This window comes from Haloferax sp. Atlit-12N (assembly GCF_003383095.1).
Lineage (GTDB): Archaea > Halobacteriota > Halobacteria > Halobacteriales > Haloferacaceae > Haloferax.
Genome location: NZ_PSYW01000004.1, coordinates 207,895 through 226,193 on the forward strand (window position 1 = coordinate 207,895; position 18,299 = coordinate 226,193).

At 65.1% G+C, this 18,299-nt stretch carries 14 protein-coding genes; 8 read left to right on the forward strand and 6 right to left on the reverse strand.

All coding sequences use genetic code 11. The features are described 5' to 3' along the window. Positions 1-83: 83 nt before the first annotated feature. The gene (locus C5B90_RS17350) at positions 84-2,126 is read left to right on the forward strand and encodes a histidine kinase N-terminal 7TM domain-containing protein (protein ID WP_115883211.1); all 2,043 of its coding nucleotides are present in this window, start codon (positions 84-86) and stop codon (positions 2,124-2,126) included. A 47-nt stretch (positions 2,127-2,173) separates the two neighbouring features. Here C5B90_RS17350 and C5B90_RS17355 read toward each other — a convergent pair whose 3' ends face one another. Next, the gene (locus tag C5B90_RS17355) at positions 2,174-3,337 is read right to left on the reverse strand and encodes a pyridoxal phosphate-dependent aminotransferase (RefSeq protein ID WP_115883212.1); all 1,164 of its coding nucleotides are present in this window, start codon (positions 3,335-3,337) and stop codon (positions 2,174-2,176) included. Between the two features lie 144 nt (positions 3,338-3,481). On the opposite strand from C5B90_RS17355, the gene acs (C5B90_RS17360) reads away from it, so the two are divergent. The 7 genes from acs (C5B90_RS17360) (at position 3,482) to C5B90_RS17390 (ending at position 12,441) form a co-directional block, all read left to right on the forward strand. Next, positions 3,482-5,398 carry an acetate--CoA ligase gene (gene acs / locus C5B90_RS17360; protein WP_115883291.1) on the forward strand — a complete coding sequence of 639 codons (1,917 nt, stop codon included), beginning with the start codon at positions 3,482-3,484 and terminating at the stop codon, positions 5,396-5,398. Positions 5,399-5,546: 148 nt separating this feature from the next. Beyond that, positions 5,547-7,313: a bacterio-opsin activator domain-containing protein gene (locus C5B90_RS17365; RefSeq protein ID WP_115883213.1), complete on the forward strand. Its 1,767-nt coding sequence runs from the start codon at positions 5,547-5,549 to the stop codon at positions 7,311-7,313. 198 nt (positions 7,314-7,511) lie between these two features. Then, positions 7,512-9,506, forward strand: a complete 1,995-nt coding sequence (gene acs, locus C5B90_RS17370; protein WP_115883214.1) for an acetate--CoA ligase — start codon at positions 7,512-7,514, stop codon at positions 9,504-9,506. Positions 9,507-9,560: 54 nt separating this feature from the next. After that, positions 9,561-9,998, forward strand: a complete 438-nt coding sequence (locus tag C5B90_RS17375; protein ID WP_115883215.1) for a DUF4212 domain-containing protein — start codon at positions 9,561-9,563, stop codon at positions 9,996-9,998. Further along, entirely contained in the window at positions 9,995-11,644 is a 1,650-nt protein-coding gene (locus C5B90_RS17380) for a VC_2705 family sodium/solute symporter (RefSeq protein ID WP_115883216.1), read from the forward strand. Before C5B90_RS17375 ends, C5B90_RS17380 begins: the two co-directional genes overlap by 4 nt. 3 nt (positions 11,645-11,647) lie before the next feature. Continuing rightward, the gene (locus tag C5B90_RS17385) at positions 11,648-12,136 is read left to right on the forward strand and encodes a universal stress protein (RefSeq protein WP_115883217.1); all 489 of its coding nucleotides are present in this window, start codon (positions 11,648-11,650) and stop codon (positions 12,134-12,136) included. 89 nt (positions 12,137-12,225) lie between these two features. Next, complete coding sequence (locus C5B90_RS17390; protein ID WP_042662661.1) at positions 12,226-12,441, forward strand: hypothetical protein; 216 nt, start codon at positions 12,226-12,228, stop codon at positions 12,439-12,441. Positions 12,442-12,513: 72 nt separating this feature from the next. On the opposite strand, the gene C5B90_RS17395 is transcribed toward C5B90_RS17390, so the two are convergent. From C5B90_RS17395 to C5B90_RS17410, 5 genes are all read right to left on the reverse strand, one after another. Continuing rightward, positions 12,514-12,957 (reverse strand): DUF5518 domain-containing protein, encoded by a 444-nt coding sequence (locus C5B90_RS17395; RefSeq protein ID WP_115883218.1) that lies wholly within the window; start codon positions 12,955-12,957, stop codon positions 12,514-12,516. Between the two features lie 66 nt (positions 12,958-13,023). After that, on the reverse strand, positions 13,024-13,164 hold the full coding sequence (locus tag C5B90_RS20605; RefSeq protein ID WP_158547235.1) for a hypothetical protein: 141 nt from the start codon (positions 13,162-13,164) through the stop codon (positions 13,024-13,026). Between the two features lie 549 nt (positions 13,165-13,713). Beyond that, a complete protein-coding gene (locus tag C5B90_RS17400; protein WP_115883219.1) occupies positions 13,714-15,393 on the reverse strand; it encodes an MFS transporter in 1,680 nt (559 codons plus the stop codon). A 59-nt stretch (positions 15,394-15,452) separates the two neighbouring features. Then, positions 15,453-16,832 (reverse strand): metallophosphoesterase, encoded by a 1,380-nt coding sequence (locus tag C5B90_RS17405; protein WP_115883220.1) that lies wholly within the window; start codon positions 16,830-16,832, stop codon positions 15,453-15,455. Further along, positions 16,829-18,271 (reverse strand): TIGR00341 family protein, encoded by a 1,443-nt coding sequence (locus C5B90_RS17410; RefSeq protein WP_115883221.1) that lies wholly within the window; start codon positions 18,269-18,271, stop codon positions 16,829-16,831. The genes C5B90_RS17405 and C5B90_RS17410 overlap by 4 nt, the downstream gene beginning before the upstream one ends. Between the last annotated feature and the right edge of the window lie 28 nt (positions 18,272-18,299).

The following is an 18,299-nucleotide window of genomic DNA, read 5'->3' on the forward strand; positions in this document are numbered from 1 at the left end:
GACCGCGAAACCCCTCGTCAGGGCGACCCACGGCCGACCAACTGCTGGAGTTTCTAAGTGGTCGAGCCGGGTAACCGAGTGTAGTGCCTCTCTCGCTGTCACCGTACGTTGGTGCACTTATCCTCGCGACCGTAATCTCCGTCGGCGTCGCGAGCTACGGCTGGCAGTACCGCGACGAACCGACCGGGTGGTGGTTCGTCGCCCTCTCTCTGAGCGCCGGCGGCTGGGCACTGTTCGAGGCGTTTTATCTCCTCGCCGACTCGGCGTCCGTCCGCCTCCTGTGGTTCGTTCTCATCTTGATACCCGCGGAGGCGGCGGTCTTTTTCACCCTGCTTTTCGCCCTCGAAATCGCGGGCTACGAGCGGTTGGTCTCTCGCCGCACCGCCGCGCTGTTCGCCGTGTGGCCCACGTTGACCGTCGTGGGGGCGGTAACGAACGCGCTCGGACTCCACACGCTGCTGTGGGAGTCGCTGTCGTTTTCGACCACCGGTGGAATCACGACGGCCGATGTCGTCTACGGACCGCTGTTCTGGGTGGATATTGTCTACAGCTACGTCGCGGTCGGGGCCGCGCTCGTCGCCCTCGGCATCCACTGCCTGCGGAGCCGACAGATATACCGAAAGCAAGCGCTCCTCCTGTTCGTCGCGGTTCTCGTTCCCCCCATCGTCGGCGCGGTGTATCTCTGGACGCCGTTTTCGCCCGCGAACCCCATCGCCATCTCGTTCGCCGCCACGTCGTCGCTGCTCGCCATCGGGCTCTCGCGGTACCGAATCCTCGATATCAGCCCTATCGCGCGGGACCTCGTCATCGAGCGGATGGCCGACCCCGTTATCGTCGTCGACCGAAAGGGCCGACTGGCCGACACCAACCCGTCGGCGAGGGCGCTTTTCGACGTGGAGCCCTCGTCGCTGGGGACGCCCGTGGCCGACGTGTTCGACGTGGAGGCCGCCGAGGCCCTCGAAACCGGCGGGGAGATTCGAGTCGTCGACGACAACGGCGAGGCGCGCTACTTCGAGGTCGACAGGTCGGCCGTGACCGACGGCCGAGACGCGATTCGCGGCCACCTGCACATCCTCCACGACATCACCGAGCGCCGCGTCCGCGAGCGGTGGTTTCGCGCGCTCACGGAGAACGCCTCCGACCTCATCTTCGTCCTCGACGCCGACGGCTCGGTCAGCTACCTGAGCGACTCGGCCGCCCAGACGCTCGGCACCGACGAGGACCCGAGTGAGGTACAGACGCTCGCACGGTTCCTCCACCCCGACGACGAGGACGCCGCCGTCGAGACGTTCCGGGAGGCGGTGGCGCGCCCCGACGAGGACGCCACCGCCGAACTCCGGTTCCGCAGTTCGACCCGCGGGTGGCGCGTCTTCAGCGTCCGGTGTCGGAACCTCCTCGACGACCCCGTCGTCGGCGGCGTCGTCGTCAACGCCCACGACGTGACCGACCGGCGAAAACACGAACAACAGCTCGAAACGTTCGCAAACGTCGTCTCGCACGACCTGCGAAACCCGCTGAACGTGGCGGAGGGCTACCTCGAACTGGTGAAGGAGGCAGACCGCCCCGACCCGGACCACGTCGAGCGAATCGAGACTGCCCACGAGCGTATGGGCGAGATTATTACCGACGTGCTCGCGCTCGCTCGCGGCGGCACGGTCGACGAGCGCGAGGCGGTCTCGCTCGACGCCGTCGCGACCGAGGCGTGGGCGAACGTCGACACCAAATCGGCCGCGTTCGAGGTGGCCGAAAGCGCGTCGTTCGCGGCGGACCGGACCCGGCTCCTCCAGCTTTTCGAGAATCTGTTTCGAAATTCCATCGAACACGTCGGCGACGGCGTGACCGTCACCGTCGGCCGACTCGACGACGATGCGGGCTTCTACGTCGAGGACGACGGCCCCGGCGTCCCGCCGGCGGACCGCCCGAAGCTCTTCGAATCCGGCTTCACGACGGCCAACGACGGCACCGGCTTCGGCCTCGCAATCGTCCGCACCATCGCCGACGCCCACGGCTGGTCGGTCGGTTACGAGGACGCCGCGGACGCCGGCGCGCGGTTCGTGATTCGCGGCGTCGAACGCGCCGAGGGCTCGGCGCAGGATGCGGATGCGGCGTCGGCTGACGACGCCTGACCGCGGTCCCGAGCGGGTCGCTGCCGGGACACTACCGGGTCACCGGACTACCAGAAGCGGTTCTCGTCGAGCCGCCGGAGCGCCTCCTCGATGGTCGCCTCGTTGCGGGAGAAGGTGAACCGGACCCAGTCCGCGGACCCCTCGGTGTAGAAACTGCTCCCGGGGACGACCGCGACGCCGGCCTCGCGGACGAGTCGGTGCGCGAACTCGGTGTCGTTGCCGTCGCCCGGATAGCGCGTCAGCATGTAGTACGCGCCGTCCGGTTTCACGGGGTCGAGGCCGACCTCCCGGAGCCCGTCGTACAGCAGTTCGCCGCGGCGTTCGTACGAGTCCGAGAGGTCGTCGTAGTAGTCCGCCGGGAGCGACAGCGCCTCCACGCCCGCCTGCTGGAACGGCGTCGGCGCACAGATGCTCGTGTAGTCGTGGACTTTCCGTAGTTCGGCCGACAGCGGTTCGGGTGCGAGCGCGAATCCGACGCGCCACCCCGTCACGGAGTACGTCTTCGACAGCCCCGTACAGACGACGGCTCGGCCGGCGAGGCCGTCGATTTCGACGGGGCTGACGTAGTCGTCGGCGTAGACGATGTGCTCGTATATCTCGTCGGTGACGACGACGAGGTCCTCCTCGGCGGCGACCTCCGCGACGAGTTCGAGTTCAGCGGGCGAAAAGACGTTCCCCGTCGGGTTGTGTGGGTGGTTGAGAATCAGCATGGACGCGTCTTCGGCGGCGTCCCATAGCGCGTCGGCGTCGAGTTCGAGGCCGTCGGTGATGTCGAGCGGCATCGGTTCGCCCCCGGCGAACTGGACGGCCGGGATGTAGCTCTCGTAGGTCGGCTCGAAGTAGATGACGCCGTCGCCGGGGTCGCAGAGCGCGAGGAGCGTCGAGACGACGGCCTCGCTCGTCCCGGTGGTGACGGTGACCTCCGTTTCGGGGTCGTAGCGGACGCCCTTCCACTCGGCGTAGCGCTCCGACACCGCCTCCCGGAGTTCCGGGAGTCCCCACGTGATGGTGTACTGGCTCGACGTGTCGATTGCGTCTTTCGCCGCGCGCTTCACGCTCGCCGGCGTCTCGTCCTCGTCGGGGATGCCCTGCGAGAGGTTGATGGCGTCGTGTTCGTGCGCCTCGCGGGTCATCTCTCGGATGACGGACTCGCGGGTTCCCGCGACGCGCTCGCTCCCGATGGGCCGGGAGAACGCGGTCGGATGTGGCATACGTGGGCTGGGACTGGCTGACACAAGAAGCTTGGCGGACGCCATCGGTAGCCCGAGTCGCGCACACCGACGAACGTTTTAATGCGATGAGGCCGACGTAACTCCTGTATGTCGAACCGTCGTGGGCCGGACTTCGAAACGAGGATGGCCGAAGACGAGGAGATACCGCCTCCGGCGTCGTTCGTCGAACAGGCCACCATCACCGACGACTCCGTCTACGACGAGTTCGAGGAGAACTGGCCGGACTGCTGGGAGCGAGCGGCGGCGACGCTCGACTGGTTCGACCCCTACGAGTCGGTCCTTCCCGACGACGAACCCCCGTTCGAGTGGTTCGCCGGGGGGACGCTGAACGCCTGCTACAACTGTCTCGACCGGCACGTCGAAAACGGCGACAAGAACCGCGTCGCCATCAAGTGGGAGAGCCACCTCGGCGAGACGCGAACGTACACGTATCAGGACCTCTACCGCGAGGTCAACGAGTTCGCGGCGGCGCTCCGCGCGCAGGGCGTCGAGGAAGACGACGTGGTCACGCTCTACATGCCGATGATTCCGGAGTTGCCCATCGCCATGCTCGCGTGCGCCCGCATCGGCGCGCCCCACAACGTCGTCTTCGCGGGACTGTCGGCGGACGCGTTGGCGACCCGACTGGAGAGTGCGGACTCGGCGTTCCTCGTCACCTGCGACGGCTACTACCGGAGAGGGAACGCTATCTACCTGAAGAGCAAGGCCGACGACGCCCGTCTCAAGGCCGCCCACGACCTCGAGGAGATGGTCGTCGTCGAGCACCTCGGCGAGACCGAACACCTCGGAGCGGGACAGCACACCTACGACGAACTGGTCGACGCCCACGCCGGCGCGGAGGTCGACCCGGTCGAGCGGGCGGCCGACGACGTGCTGTTTCTCATCCACACGTCGGGGACCACCGGCGAACCGAAACGAGTCGAACACGTCACCGGCGGCTACCTCGCCCACGTCACGTGGACGTCGCAGACGGTGTTGGACCTCAAGCCGGAGGACACGTATCTCTCTACGGCGAACATCGGCTGGATTAGCGGCCACTCGTACGTCGTCTACGGCCCGCTGGCGCTCGGCACGACGACGGTGATGTACGAGGGTACGCCGAACTACCCGGAGAAAGACCGCATCTGGGACCTCATCGAGGAGAACGCCGTCGACGTGTTCTATACGGCACCGACCGCGATTCGGTCGTTCATGAAGTGGGACGCGTCGCTCCCGGCGTCGCGCGACCTGTCGAGTCTGCGCCTGCTCGGCACCGTCGGCGAACCCATCAACCCGCGGGCGTGGAAGTGGTACTACGAGCATATCGGCGACGAGAACTGCCCGGTCGTGGACACGTGGTGGCAGACCGAGACCGGCGGCATGATGATAACTACCCTCCCGGGCGTCAAGAACATGAAGCCCGGCACCGCCGGGCCGCCGCTCCCGGGCGTTGGCGCTCGGGTCGTGGACGGCCGCGGCGAGGAGGTTCCTGCGAACGAGGCCGGCTATCTGGTTCTCACGCGCCCGTGGCCCGGCATGCCGCTCGCGCTCCGACACGGCCACCGATGGGGTGAGGACGCGGCGAAACTCGACGTAGACGGCTGGCACTACTTCACCGGTGACGGCGCGAAAGTGGACGACGACGGCTACATCACCGTGCTCGGGCGGGTGGACGACGTTATCAACGTCTCGGGCCACCGCCTCGGAACGATGGAAATCGAGTCGGCCATCGTCGGTGTCGAGGGCGTCGTCGAGGCCGCCGTCGTCAGCGTCGACGACGCCGACGCGGGCGGTATCCACGCGTACGTCACGCTGGGGACGAGCGTCTCCGGGGACGACGACCTCCGCGAGCGAATCGGCTCGCACGTCCGCGAGCGCATCGGTCCGATTGCCACGCCGGACGCCGTCATCTTCACGCCCGACCTCCCGAAGACGCGGTCCGGGAAGATCATGCGCCGGTTTCTGGAGAACATCACCAACGGCGAGGAGTTCGGCGACACGTCCGCGCTTCAGAACCCGGAAATCGTCGGCGAACTCGAATCCATCGTCCGAGACAGCTGACGGCGTTGCGTTTCGGATAACCTTACTAACGCGAAACCGAATTACTGCCCAGAAGTGGCGCTATCTCTGCGGGCTACTGTTCTTGCGGTGTGAACTGCTCCGTCTTACCGGAAGCTTTAGTTCGCCTTTCTACATTCTTCCGAAACAAATGCGGGACGGAACCTCCGAACCGACGCCGTTGGCCGCGGGTGGGTACGAGCAACTGCGACGGTCGACCGAGACGTACCGCGAGGACCTCGTGCTTCGACTCGGCGCGGAAGTCGGACTCACGCCGGCCGAGATGAGTCAGTTCGAACCCTCTCACGTGACCCAGCGGCGACACCGGGGGACGGAACTCTACTTCCTCACTGTGCCGACCGACGGCCGAGAGGCGTACCTGCCGAACGAGGTCGAACACGACGTTCGAAAGTACGTCACGACGACCGACATCGACGAGACTGAACGAGTGCTTCCGGTCACACCGCGGCGTCTGCAGATGCTCGTGGCATCGGTCGGAACGCGGGCCGCCGAACGAACCGGCCGCGAGGGGTTGGCGGACGTTTCGACTCGCGACCTGCGTCGGCACTTCGCCCGAACGATGCTCGGTGACGGCGTCCCACCGAGCGTCGTCATGCGAGTCGGCGGGTGGGACCGAATCGAGAGTCTCGCGCCGCTCCTCGACGAACCGAGCGAAGACGAGGTGCTCGATGCGCTGTCGCCGGATGCCGTCGACAGCGGCGAGCGTCCTGCAGGCGGTGAATCCGACCGAGTGCGTCAGGTCGTCGAGACCGCCCGAAGCGTCGGGTCGGCACTCTCGGGGGTGAACACGCGAGGCGAGGTCGAACAGGCCGTCTGTGACGGACTCGCCGATTCGAGCCACTACCGTTTCGCTTGGATAGCGTCGGACGAAACCGATGCGCGAGCGTCGCTCACCGTCGCCGGACTCGACGAGGAATCGCTCGAAGCGGTCCGCCGATCGCTCGCCAGTCGAGACACGGATTTCGCTCGACGCGCGTGCGATACCGGTGCCGTGCAGACCGTGCGTATCGACCTGCCGCCGAACTCCGAGAGCGGCCGTCTCGCTGTCGTCCCGCTGGTACACGGCGAAACCGCCTACGGCGCGCTCTACGTCGCGCTCGATGACGAAGCGGTCCCCGACGCCGAGGCGGACGTACTGGTGACGTTGGGCCGCCACGTCGGACAGGCTATCGCCGCCGCGGAGCGTCGGAAGCTACTCCTCGCCGACACGGTCGTTCAACTGGAGTTCGAATCATCGGACCAACAGGACGTGCTCGTCGGACTCTCCGCGGACCTCGGTTGTTCGGTTCGGCTCCGCGGCGTCGTTCCTATCGAGGAGCGGTCGTTGCTGTGCTTTCTCACCGTTCGGGGGGCGACGACGGACGCGGTGTTCGACGAGTTGCAAACGACGCCAGCAGTCGAGCACATCCGCCTCATTCGTGACCGGGGAACGGAGTCACTCCTCGAGGTCGCGCTCTCCGCGGGGTCGACGATTACGACGCTCACGTCCTACGACGGAACCGTCTCGCGGTTCGTCGCGGAGGACGGCGTCGCCCGTTTCGTCGGCGAGTTCTCGAACGAAACGCCGCTCCGAGACGTGATGTCCGACCTGACCGACGCCTATCCCGCGACCGAACTCGTCGCGAAACAGGAGGTCGAACGGCCCACGCGAAACACCGCCGACTTTCGGGAGTCGCTCGTGGCGCGACTCACAGACAAGCAGCAGTCCGTCCTGCGAGCGGCCTATCTCGCCGGGTACTTCGAGTGGCCCCGCGGTAGTACCGCCGAAGACCTCGCGGATTCGATAGACATCTCGTCGCCGACGCTCCACCAGCACCTCCGAACCGCACAGCAGAAACTCATGACTGCGTTCTTCGACGACGACAGCGACGAACACGCTTCGACCCTAAACCCTTAGGCGTGCGACCAGTTGGCACACGAACGTTCATTATTGACTGAACTATTACTAATAGATTCAGACAGTAGTTTATTCCGTCTGTATTCATTTCTTGGGCCTACTATACCGAGTTTAGACTGTTATCCATAATCATGATGTTAACTTTCGATAATTAGTTACCCTACTTATGCCCCTTGTGGAGACTCGTTAACACGACATATGGCACAGGGTGACACCGAACTGGAGGCACGGCTGGAAGAACAAGACGAGTTCGAACCCGCCGAGGAGTTCGTCGAACAAGCGAACGTCTCGGACGCCGGCATCTACGACGAGTTCGAGGAGAACTGGCCCGAGTGCTGGGAGCGGGCCGCCGACTTGCTCGACTGGGACGAAGAGTACGACGAGGTGCTGGACGACTCGAACCCGCCGTTCTACGAGTGGTTCACCGGCGGCGAACTGAACGCCTGTTACAACTGCGTGGACCGCCACGTCGAAAACGGCGACAAGAACCGCGTCGCCATCAAGTGGGAGGGCGAACACGGCGAGACGCGGACGTACACGTATCAGGACCTCTACCGCGAGGCCAACGAGTTCGCGGCGGCGCTCCGCGCGCAAGGCGTCGAGGAAGACGACGTGGTCACGCTCTACATGCCGATGGTTCCGGAACTCCCCATCGCCATGCTGGCCTGCGCCCGCATCGGCGCGCCACACAACGTCGTTTTCGCCGGCTTTTCCGCCGAGGCGTTGGCGACCCGGATGAACGCCGCGGACTCTCGATTCCTCGTTACCTGCGACGGCTACTACCGCCGCGGCGACCCCCTCGACCACCTCGACAAGACTAACGAGGGACTCGACAGCGTCGACCACGGTGTGGACGCGACGGTCGTCGTCGACCGCCTCGGCGACGACGGCTTCGGCCACGACCTGAAGGGTAACCAGCACGACTGGGACGACCTCCTCGACGAGCACGCGGGCGAGCGCATCGACCCCGTCGAGCGCGACGCCGAGGACATGCTGTTCCTGATGTACACGTCGGGAACGACGGGGCAACCGAAGGGCGTCAAACACACCACCGGGGGGTATCTCTCCTACGCGACGTGGACTTCCCACGCCGTGCTCGACATCGAGAAAGAAGACACCTACTGGTGTTCGGCCGACATCGGCTGGATTACGGGCCACTCCTACATCGTCTACGGGCCGCTCGCACTCGGTTCGACGACGGTGATGTACGAGGGCACGCCTGACTTCCCGAACCGCGACCGGATGTGGGACATCGTCGAGAAGTACGCCGTCGATATCTTCTACACCGCGCCGACGGCGATTCGCGCGTTCATGAAGTGGGGCAGCAAGTACCCCGAATCGCGCGACTTGTCGAGTCTCCGCCTGCTCGGCACGGTGGGCGAACCCATCAACCCGCGCGCGTGGAAGTGGTACTACGAGCACATCGGCAACGAGAACTGCCCGGTGGTAGACACGTGGTGGCAGACCGAGACCGGCGGTATGATGATTACGACCTTGCCGGGCGTCAAGAACATGAAACCTGGCTCCGCCGGGCCGCCGCTGCCGGGTATCGACGCCCAAATCGTCGACACCAACGGCGACGAAGTAGAACCCGGTCGCGCGGGCTATCTCACGGTGAACAAGCCGTGGCCGGGGATGCTCCGGACGCTCTACAAGAACGACGAGCGCTACATCTCCGAGTACTGGGAGGAGTACTCCGACACCGACAGCGACGACCCCGACGACTGGGTGTACTTCCCCGAGGACGGCGCGAAAGTGGACGACGACGACTACATCACCGTGCTCGGCCGCGTTGACGACGTTATCAACGTCTCGGGTCACCGCCTCGGGACGATGGAAATCGAGTCGGCCATCGTCGGCGTCGAAGGCGTCGCCGAGGCGGCGGTCGTCGGCGGCAACCACGAGGTGAAAGGCGAGGCCGTCTACGCCTACGTCATCACCGAAGACGGGTACGAGGAGGGAGAGGACCTGCGCGCGCGCATCATCGAGGGCGTCGAGGACGCTATCGGGCCCATCGCCAGACCCGAACAGGTCGTGTTCACGCCCGAACTGCCGAAGACGCGCTCGGGCAAAATCATGCGCCGCCTGCTCGAAGACGTGGCGAACGGCGCGGAACTGGGTAACACCTCGACGCTCCGGAACCCCGAAATCGTCGAGAAGATAGAAGCGAAAGTCCGCGTACAGAGCGACTGAGCGGCCGCCTTCGGCCGCCCGCATCGAGTGTAACTACGAGACGACCAACAATCTATGTCACGCGAATCAACCGAGTCAGAAATTGACTCACACACCACGAGCACCGACCGGAGCACAGCTCCCGAACACGACGAGATAGACTACCTGTCGAGGGAGGTGAACCTGCTGAAACCGAGCACCCCGTTCATGCGAGACCACCTGAAAATAATCTGGGCCGGGTTCATCGCGTGGGCGCTCCTCACGTTCGGACCGCCGGTGCTCACCTACTTCGCACCGGCGACGATGACCGCGGAGCTTCCGGTCATCGGCTTCCCGGCGCACTACTTCCTCGTCGCCGTGTTGTCGCCGACCAGTTCGCTCGTCCTCGCGTTCGTCTACTCCCGCAAGCGCGACCAACTCGACAGGCGGTACGGCATCGACCACGCGGCCTCGAAGTCGCGCTCGAAGAGTGAAAGCGAGGCCGCCGTCACCGACGGAGGGAGCGTCGAATGACTGCGAGCGTGTTCCTCCAGTCGGGTGACCTGCTCCCCGAGGCGCTCAACATCTCGTTCAAACTCGTGCCGGCCATCATGGTCGTCGGGATGTTGGCTCTGTTCCTCGCCATCGGCTACGTGTTCAAAGTCGCCGACACGGAGGGGATGTGGGTCGCCGGTCGGTCGATCGGAAACGTCGAAAACGGGATGGCAATCGGCGCGAACTGGATGTCTGCGGCGTCGTACCTCGGATTGGCGGGGTTAGTCGCCCTCGCGGGCTTCTACGGGCTCGCGTTCATCATCGGCTGGACAGCCGGCTACTTCGTCCTCCTCATCTTCCTAGCCGCGCAGATGCGTCGGTTCGGGAAGTACACGGCTCCCGACTTCGTCGGCGACCGGTTCAACTCCGACACGGCGCGGGCAATCGGCGCGCTGACGACCATCCTCATCGGGTTCGTCTACTCGGTCGGACAGGCCCGCGGGATGGGTCTCGTCGGACTGTACGTCTTCGGGACCGACTACGTCACGATGGTCGTCGTCATGATGGCGATTACGGTCGGCTACCTGACCATCTCCGGCATGATGGGCGCGACCAAGAACATGGCCGTCCAGTACGTCATCCTCATCGTGGCGTTCCTGACGGCCGTCTACGTCGTCGGCTTCACCGGCGGCTACTCGACCGTCCTCCCGCAAATCGAATACGGTCAGCTCATCGGCGAGCTGTCGGCCGAGTTCTCCGAACCGTTCGCCAACGCGGGGTTCTACCTCTGGATCGCCACGGCGTTCTCGCTCATCTTCGGGACCTGCGGCCTCCCACACGTGTTGGTGCGTTTCTACACCGTCGAAAACGAAAAGACGGCGCGGCAGTCGACCGTCTGGGGGCTGTTTTTCATCCTGCTCCTGTACTGGAGTGCCCCGGCGCTGGCGGCCTTCGGTGTCGACCTCTACGACGCCTCCCAGTACGGCCCGACGTTCGCGGCCAACGGCGGCATGAGCGGCGGTGAGGGCGACCTCATCGTGGTGCTCGCGGCGCAGCTTTCGAACCTGCCGACGTGGTTCGTCGGCCTCGTGGCGGCCGGCGGCATCGCCGCCGCCATCGCGACGACGGCGGGGCTGTTCATCACCGCCTCGTCCGCCGTCTCCCACGACATCTACACGAACATCATCAATCCCGACGCGACCCAGCGCCAGCAGGTGTTCGTCGGTCGCGCGACCATCGTCGCGCTCGGTGTCATCGTGACGATAACCGCGTTCGACCCGCCCGCGCTCGTCGGCGAACTGGTCGCGCTCGCGTTCTCGCTCGCGGCCATCGTGTTGTTCCCGATGTTCTTCCTCGGCCTCTGGTGGGAGAACACCAACCGTCAGGGCGCGCTCGCGGGTATGAGCGTCGGCCTCGTGCTCTGGGTCGCCGCGGTGGTCAACGACCTCATCTTCCACTTCAGCGACCTCTTCGCCGAGTTCGTGCCGGCCATCGGCGCGGCACTCGTCGGCACGCCGCTGGTGTTTGTCATCACCATCGCCGTCTCGATGGCGACGGACGAACCGCCCGAGCGAATCAAGAAGATGGTTCGACAGTGCCACAGCCCGGAACCGATGGGCCAGCAACAGTCCGCAGAAGACGTGGTCATGAGCGCCGACGGGGGCCAGTCCCCCGCGGACGACTAACCAATGTACGAACACATCCTCGTTCCGACTGACGGAAGCGACGCGGCGGAGTACGCCGTCGAACAGGCGGTCGACGTGGCCTCGAAGTACGGGGCGACAGTTCACGCGCTCTACGTCGTCGACGTCGACGCCACCAGCTACTCGCTGGGCACAGAACAGGTCGACCGCATCCGGCAGGGCCACCTCGACGACATGCCCGAAGTGAAGGAGGCGGCCGACAAGGCCACGGGCTACGTCGCTGACGTCGCCGCCGAACACGGACTGGCTGTCCGCGAACACGTCGTCCCGGGCGAACCGGCGCGAGCCATCAGGAAGTTCGTCGAGGACAACGACATCGACCTCGTCGTGATGGGCTCGCACGGCCGTTCCGGGCTCTCCCGGGTCGTCCTCGGGAGCGTGACCGAACGCGTCCTGCGGCGGACCCGACTTCCGGTGCTCGTCGTCGACGTCCACGAAAAGGAAGCGGAAACAGAAGCAGAAGCGGAAGCGTAACGCATGCACGACGCGACCCACGCGAGGACGGATACGACCCACGCGAGGACGACCACGCCACCCGCGGCTCCCGACGGGGTGACCCGCCGATGAGCCTCGCGGAGACGATTCGAACCCACGTGCGCGAACACCGCTCGGGAATGCTAACCGACCTGCTGTTCGCCCTCGCGTGGGTGACGGTCGTTTCGGTCCTATTCGACGTAGTCGACGGGCCGCAGTGGGCCTTTTACCTCTGTCTGGGTGCGGGCGTCGTCGCGTACTTCGGCTTCTTCGCGTCGGTCGAAGCCGCGCGCGAACAGCGCTGACGCCGGATTCACTCTCGGACTATTTTCTCGTACGGACTCGGAGCGGTTGCGGGTTCGCGCCCGCCGGCGCGCTCACTCGTTCGTCGTCGTCGGTGACGGCGGGTCAAACGTCGTCAACGCCGCGCCGACTTTCGCGCCCGCGCCGCCGAGGAGCGCCGACAGACCGAACCCGAGCAGGCCGACCGTGGCGACTCCGCCGAGCGCCATCAGCCAGCCCGCGCCGACGAACCACGTCGGGCCGGACAGCCCGGTGGCGAACGCGAGCACGTCGAACAGTACCCAGAGGATGGGAAGCCCGCCGACGAGTCCCGTCTGAACACCGACGCCGGTCGCTGTTCCGTGCCGTCGCTTCGCCACCGCGCCGACGACGAGTCCGGCGAAGAACACCGCGGTCAGCGACATCGCCGAGCGTCCGTCGAGATAGCTCCACGAGACGAACGCCGCCGCGACGAGGCCGCCGACGAGGCTGTACCGTCGTCGCCACGGGAGTTCGTCTGGAGGGCTGTGGTCGTTCATACGCCCATTCGTGTCTGTCATCTAATAACTCTGTTCACGAACCGAAAAAACCGGGCCGTTTCAGGGCTATTCGTCGCGTTCTCGTCGCCGGTAGGCGATGCCCGCGCCGGCGGCGAGCAGGACGGCGACGACGACAGTGACCGTCCATCCGGTGTTGCCGCCGTCACCGTCACGAGCGTCAGAAGGAGCGCGTTGGCCTGCTGTCATGTTATCCGTGGTCTCTGCGTCACCTGCTGTTCGCCTCTCTGTCCGCCGCACCCTTCCCTGTGGTTCCCTTCGATGTCATTTCCCTGCCGAATTCGGTTTCACCACCGATAATCAGACGGTTTAGAGTCTCTGGATGCAAATATGACAATATCGCATAGAAACAAGGTAACAGTGTAAATGTTATGAAATATGGATAAGAAAACTTATAGCTAATGTAAATAACAAACACTATTATCTGTGACAAACACCGTCGATTTCCCGAATAACTTAATACAGGGTATCTATCTTGTATTCCCGAAATATAGAATAATATGTTTAAAATAGTGATTTGAAAATAGCACACTACTATAGGACTCAAATTATCAAATTGAAGATTTTAACGAGCCGGATGTCCCATCGATGGTCTCCCCGTCTGAAATCGGGCCGTGCGGACGTCTCGAAGTCGGATGCAGCGCTCGTTCGGTGTTTAACGGTCTGCTTATCCACGGCGTATATTGCACCGCGACGTCGGTCGAATATTCCGTTCAGTTCCTCGGGAGAGCGGTACCGCTACGCTTGCGGTCCGCTGTCGGTCTCATCTCCCGGGAGGAGCGCCGAAACGAAGAGCACGAGTAACACGAACAGCGCAAGGAGCAACAGCGTCTCCCGCTGTGCCTGCACTATCGCGGCGTCGAACACGTCGGCCAGCAGTTCCCGCTGCGCCGGAGCGAGACCGTCGAGGACCGCCCGCTGGGTCTCTTTGGTCGCCGTCTCCGCGGCGTCTTCGAGCGCAATGACGAGCGCCCCTCGCTCGCTCGCCGACACGCCCGCGTTAGCGGCGGTCAACACGCCGTCTACGACGCCGCCGTAGAACCGCCTGAGCAGGTATGTGCCCACGATGGCGGTCCCGAACGAGTAGCCGAGCATCATCGTCGCGTTCAGCAGGCCGGACGCCGCCGCCGAGTCCTGCTGGTCGACAGCCGAGAGCGTCATGTCGATGAGCTGTGCCATCACGAGACCGAGACCGAGACCGAGGCCGACGAGCGCCATCGGCACGGCGAGTTGCGCGACCGTCGCGTCCAGCGCGGTCTGCGACACGAGCGCGAGCACGCCGAGCCCCATGAGGACGGTTCCGCCCTGAATCAGCAGTTTCGGCGCGACGAACCGCCGCCAGCCGGTCGTGAAGATGGACGCGACGAACGTCGCGACCGAGAACGGGAGCATCGCGACGCCGGTTTCGAACGCGGTGTAGCCGGCCCCCGACTGGAGGAAGACCGGAACGACGAAGATGAACCCCGCGAGGACCAGCGACCGCGCGGCGTTCGTGGCGATGCCGGCGGTGAACGGGCCGTTCGACAGGAGGCGGACCGGGACGAGTGGCGACCCACCCCCGCGCTCGACGCGACGCTCGTACTGGACGAAGCCCGCGAAGACGACGGCCCCGAACCCGACGAGCCAGACCGTTGGAGACGCACCGAACAGGTCCAGTTGCACGTCGCCGACGACGAACGGCCGGCGGGCGGAAATCCAGCCGTAGCGCCCGGCCAGCAGGACGCCGGCGACGAGCGCCGTCGTCCCCACCACCGAGAGGAGCGTCCCGCCCACGTCCAGTTTCGTCGGCGTCTCGCTCAGGGATTCCTCGGGGAGGTATCGGGTGAACGCGAGCGCGACGAGGACGATTAGCACCTCGATGCCGAACCCCCAGCGCCAGCTCGCGAACGTCGTGACCGCGCCGCCCAACAGCGGTCCGAACGCGGCACCGGCCGCGTTCACGCCGGCGAGGATACCGAGGGCTTTCGCCCGGTCGGCACCCTCGTAGCTCACGAGGAGGACGGTGAACGTCAGCGGGAGCAACACGGCGGCGGCGGCCCCCTCGATGACCGACCAGCCGACGTAGAGCACGGCGACGTTCCAACTCAGCGCCGCCAGCGTCGTCCCGACCCCGTACACGAGGAGCGTCGCGGTCATCAGCCGTCGAACCCCGTACACCGACGACAGCTTACCGCCGGGGAGAATCAGCGCCGCCATGACCATCGCGTAGAACGAAATCGCGCCCTGTACGACCGTGACGGTCGTGTCGAGATCGGCGACGATGGACGGAATCGCGACGTTCATCAGCGTCGAATCGATGACGCCGATGAACATCGCGAGACTCACCGCCACCGCGGGACCCCAGTACGCCAGCCCCCTCGCCGAGTCGTTCGCGACCGGTCTCTCCTCGAGAGCGTGCGCGTTCGCGTCAGAGTCCATCGTCCTCGATACCACCGCTCGTCCGATAAACCTCTCTGCGCGTCGGCCGGTTCGAGGCGTCAGCGGTCACGGTCACCCCTCGGGCCGGTCTCCGTCGCGGCCGCCTCGGTTGTCTCGGCCGCCTCAGTCGACTCAGTCGCATTGGTCGCCTCGACCGCCGGTCGGACGACGGTCCGGGACGGAATCACGTCCTCTCGTCTCGGCGCGGCCGCGACGAGTCGTTGGAACCACGTCTCCTCGTTCGGCGCTGACTTCTCGACGAGTTCGTACTCGACGGCGACACCGCCGTCTTTCGTCGCTGACACGCGCACGTAGTTGAGTTGGTACCACGAGTAGAAGACTGGCGGGAGGACGCCGAGCGCGGACTCGACGCGCCGCAGTCGTTTCAGCCACGTCCCCGTGTTGACGACGACTCTCTCGGCAACTTTGGTGACTGCGGGCCGGTGGGTGTGGCCGTAGACGAACACCGCGACTGTCGGGTCTGACGCGAACAGCTCTCTGGCGGCCGTCAGATAGGTGTCCGCCGACGAGCCCCGGTCGTCGGGTCGGTCGATGCCGAACCGCCTGAGCGTCTTTCGGACGTCTCTGGCGAAGACCAAAAGCGGTATCGCGACGAGAATCAGCAACAGCGTGACGGCGAGGTTCGCGGTCAAAAGCAAGTCCACCAGCACCCCGACCGGACCGAACAGCCCGAGGAACCGTTCGATGAGGGTCATCGGGAGCGACCAGACCCCGGCGGCGTCGAGCGCGAACGCGAGCACGTAGAGGAACCCGACGTTGAACAGGAGGAGAAACGGAGCGGAGGCGAATCTGAGCCACGGGCTCATCTCCCGATAGAAGTAGTTCGACAGCGTCCACGCCGGAATCTGCGTCATCGGCGTCACCGCCTGCACGTCTTTGAGCCAGTTGAACTTCCCGCGCTCGGAGAGCCGGCCGGCGCGACTCGTGACCTGTCTGTTGACGAAGTACCCCGGCGGGTTCGCGTAGGGGTTTCCGAAGTCCGGAATCCGGTTGTTGGGGTCCCGCTGCATCCCGTGTTCGATGTAGACGACGTAGTCGCCGACGCGCCGGGTTATCGAGACCTCCTGTCGGAGCGTGACGTTGAACTCGGCCAGCCGGTCGACGTACTCCGGGTAGGCGGCGAGTTCGTAGTCGTGGTTCCCGGGGATGAGCGTGATGGGGACGCGCTCGCCGGTCGCTTCGAACTGGTCGAACAGCTCGGGATAACGCTCGACGAGCGCGTCGAACTTGTCGAGCCCGTCGACGTCGGTGAACTCCCACAGCCCGAAGGCGTCGCCGTTGATGATTAGCTCGGCGTCCTCGTCGGTCGCTTCGAGCATCCGCAGGAACGACAGAAGCTCGTTGAGGAAATCGACCTTTCCCAGTTGCTCGTCGCCGCCGATGTGGAGGTCGCTGATGAAGTAGTACGCGTCGGTCACGGCTGTCCCTCCGGAGTGCGGAGGACTGAGGGGCGGTCGAGGAGGTCTGAGGATCGGTCGATGAGAACTGAGGGGCAGTCGAGGAGGGATGACGGGCGGTCGAGACGGCTATTCGCCGGCGCGAGCCCGCCGATCGAGGCTCGCGTCGATGCGTCGTCGGAGACCTGCGCCTCGACGAAGCCGACTCTCACCACCACGTCTCGGCCCAACCCCTCGGTCAGTTGGTCGTCGAATCGCTGTGCGAGGTCGGGCGGCGCTTGCAGGTCGCGCGGAATCCCGACCAGCACGTTGACTCGCGGCTGGTTCCCGAGGAGGTAATCGATGGGCCTGTAATCGACCGTGACGCTGACGAGTTCGACGCCCTCGATGTCCGCCTCGTCGAACTGCCGCTGGAGTTCGGACTGCGTCTGTTGCTCGAACGACGAGGTCTGGAACGACGCGTACGTCACGCCGGTGAGGACGAGAGAGAGGACGGCGATACCCACGCCGATGACGGCGATTCGGGCGGCGACAGACGACCTGACGCTCTCCCGTTCGTCGGCGTCGAGGGGTTTGAACCCCGACAGGTAGAACAGAATCAGCGCCGAGAGGTTGATGGCGAGGAGGTTGACGACGACGAGCACCGCGCCCGCGATGGCGACCGCGGGGAGTCCGAACGCGATACCCAACCCCGATGTCGCCGCCGGCGGAACGAGCGCGACGGCGATGGCGACGCCGACGAGAGTCGACCCGGACCCGCGCATGATGCTTATCGCGCCCGCGATACCCGACCCCAACGCGAGAAAGAGCGACAGGACGTTCGGACTGGTCCGCTCTGCGACCTGCGGTATCTCCTGAATATTGATGCCCGGCGGAATGAGAATCGTCTGCTGGAGCACTCCCCCGAGCACCGCGGCCGTCGCGATGGCCGCCGCGAGACCCGTCACCTGAAGGACGACGCCGCGGGTCGCCATCTGCCGGTCGGCCAGTATCGTGCCGACGGACGCCGAAACCGCCGGTCCCATCAGCGGGGCGACGACCATCGCGCCGATAATCGTCGCCGCGGAGTCGAGAAGCAGGCCCGTCGCAGCGATGACCGTACTGAGTATCAGGAAACTGAAAAACGTCGAGTTCGCCGGCGCGAGGTCCTCCGCCCTGGCGTGGAGTTCCTCGCGGGAGATTCTGAGTCCGGGAAAGCGCTCTTTCAGGGCCGAGAGGCGCTGTGAGACGACCGTCTCCGTGGGGAGCACGATTGTGTAGCTGTCGTCTCGAATCCCCGCGGTCGTCAGTTTCTCCATCACCGTCTCGACGCCGCTTGGGGGAACCGGAAACTGCACCATCGCCTCGAAGTCGCCCCGCCCGACCTCCTCGAAGACGGCGTAGTCGACTCCCTGTTGGTCGAGCGACTCCAGCACGCTCTCTCGTCTCCCCTGTGGTATCAACACCTGAACGAGTCGCATACGGGCTACAACGTCACGAGGGCACAAA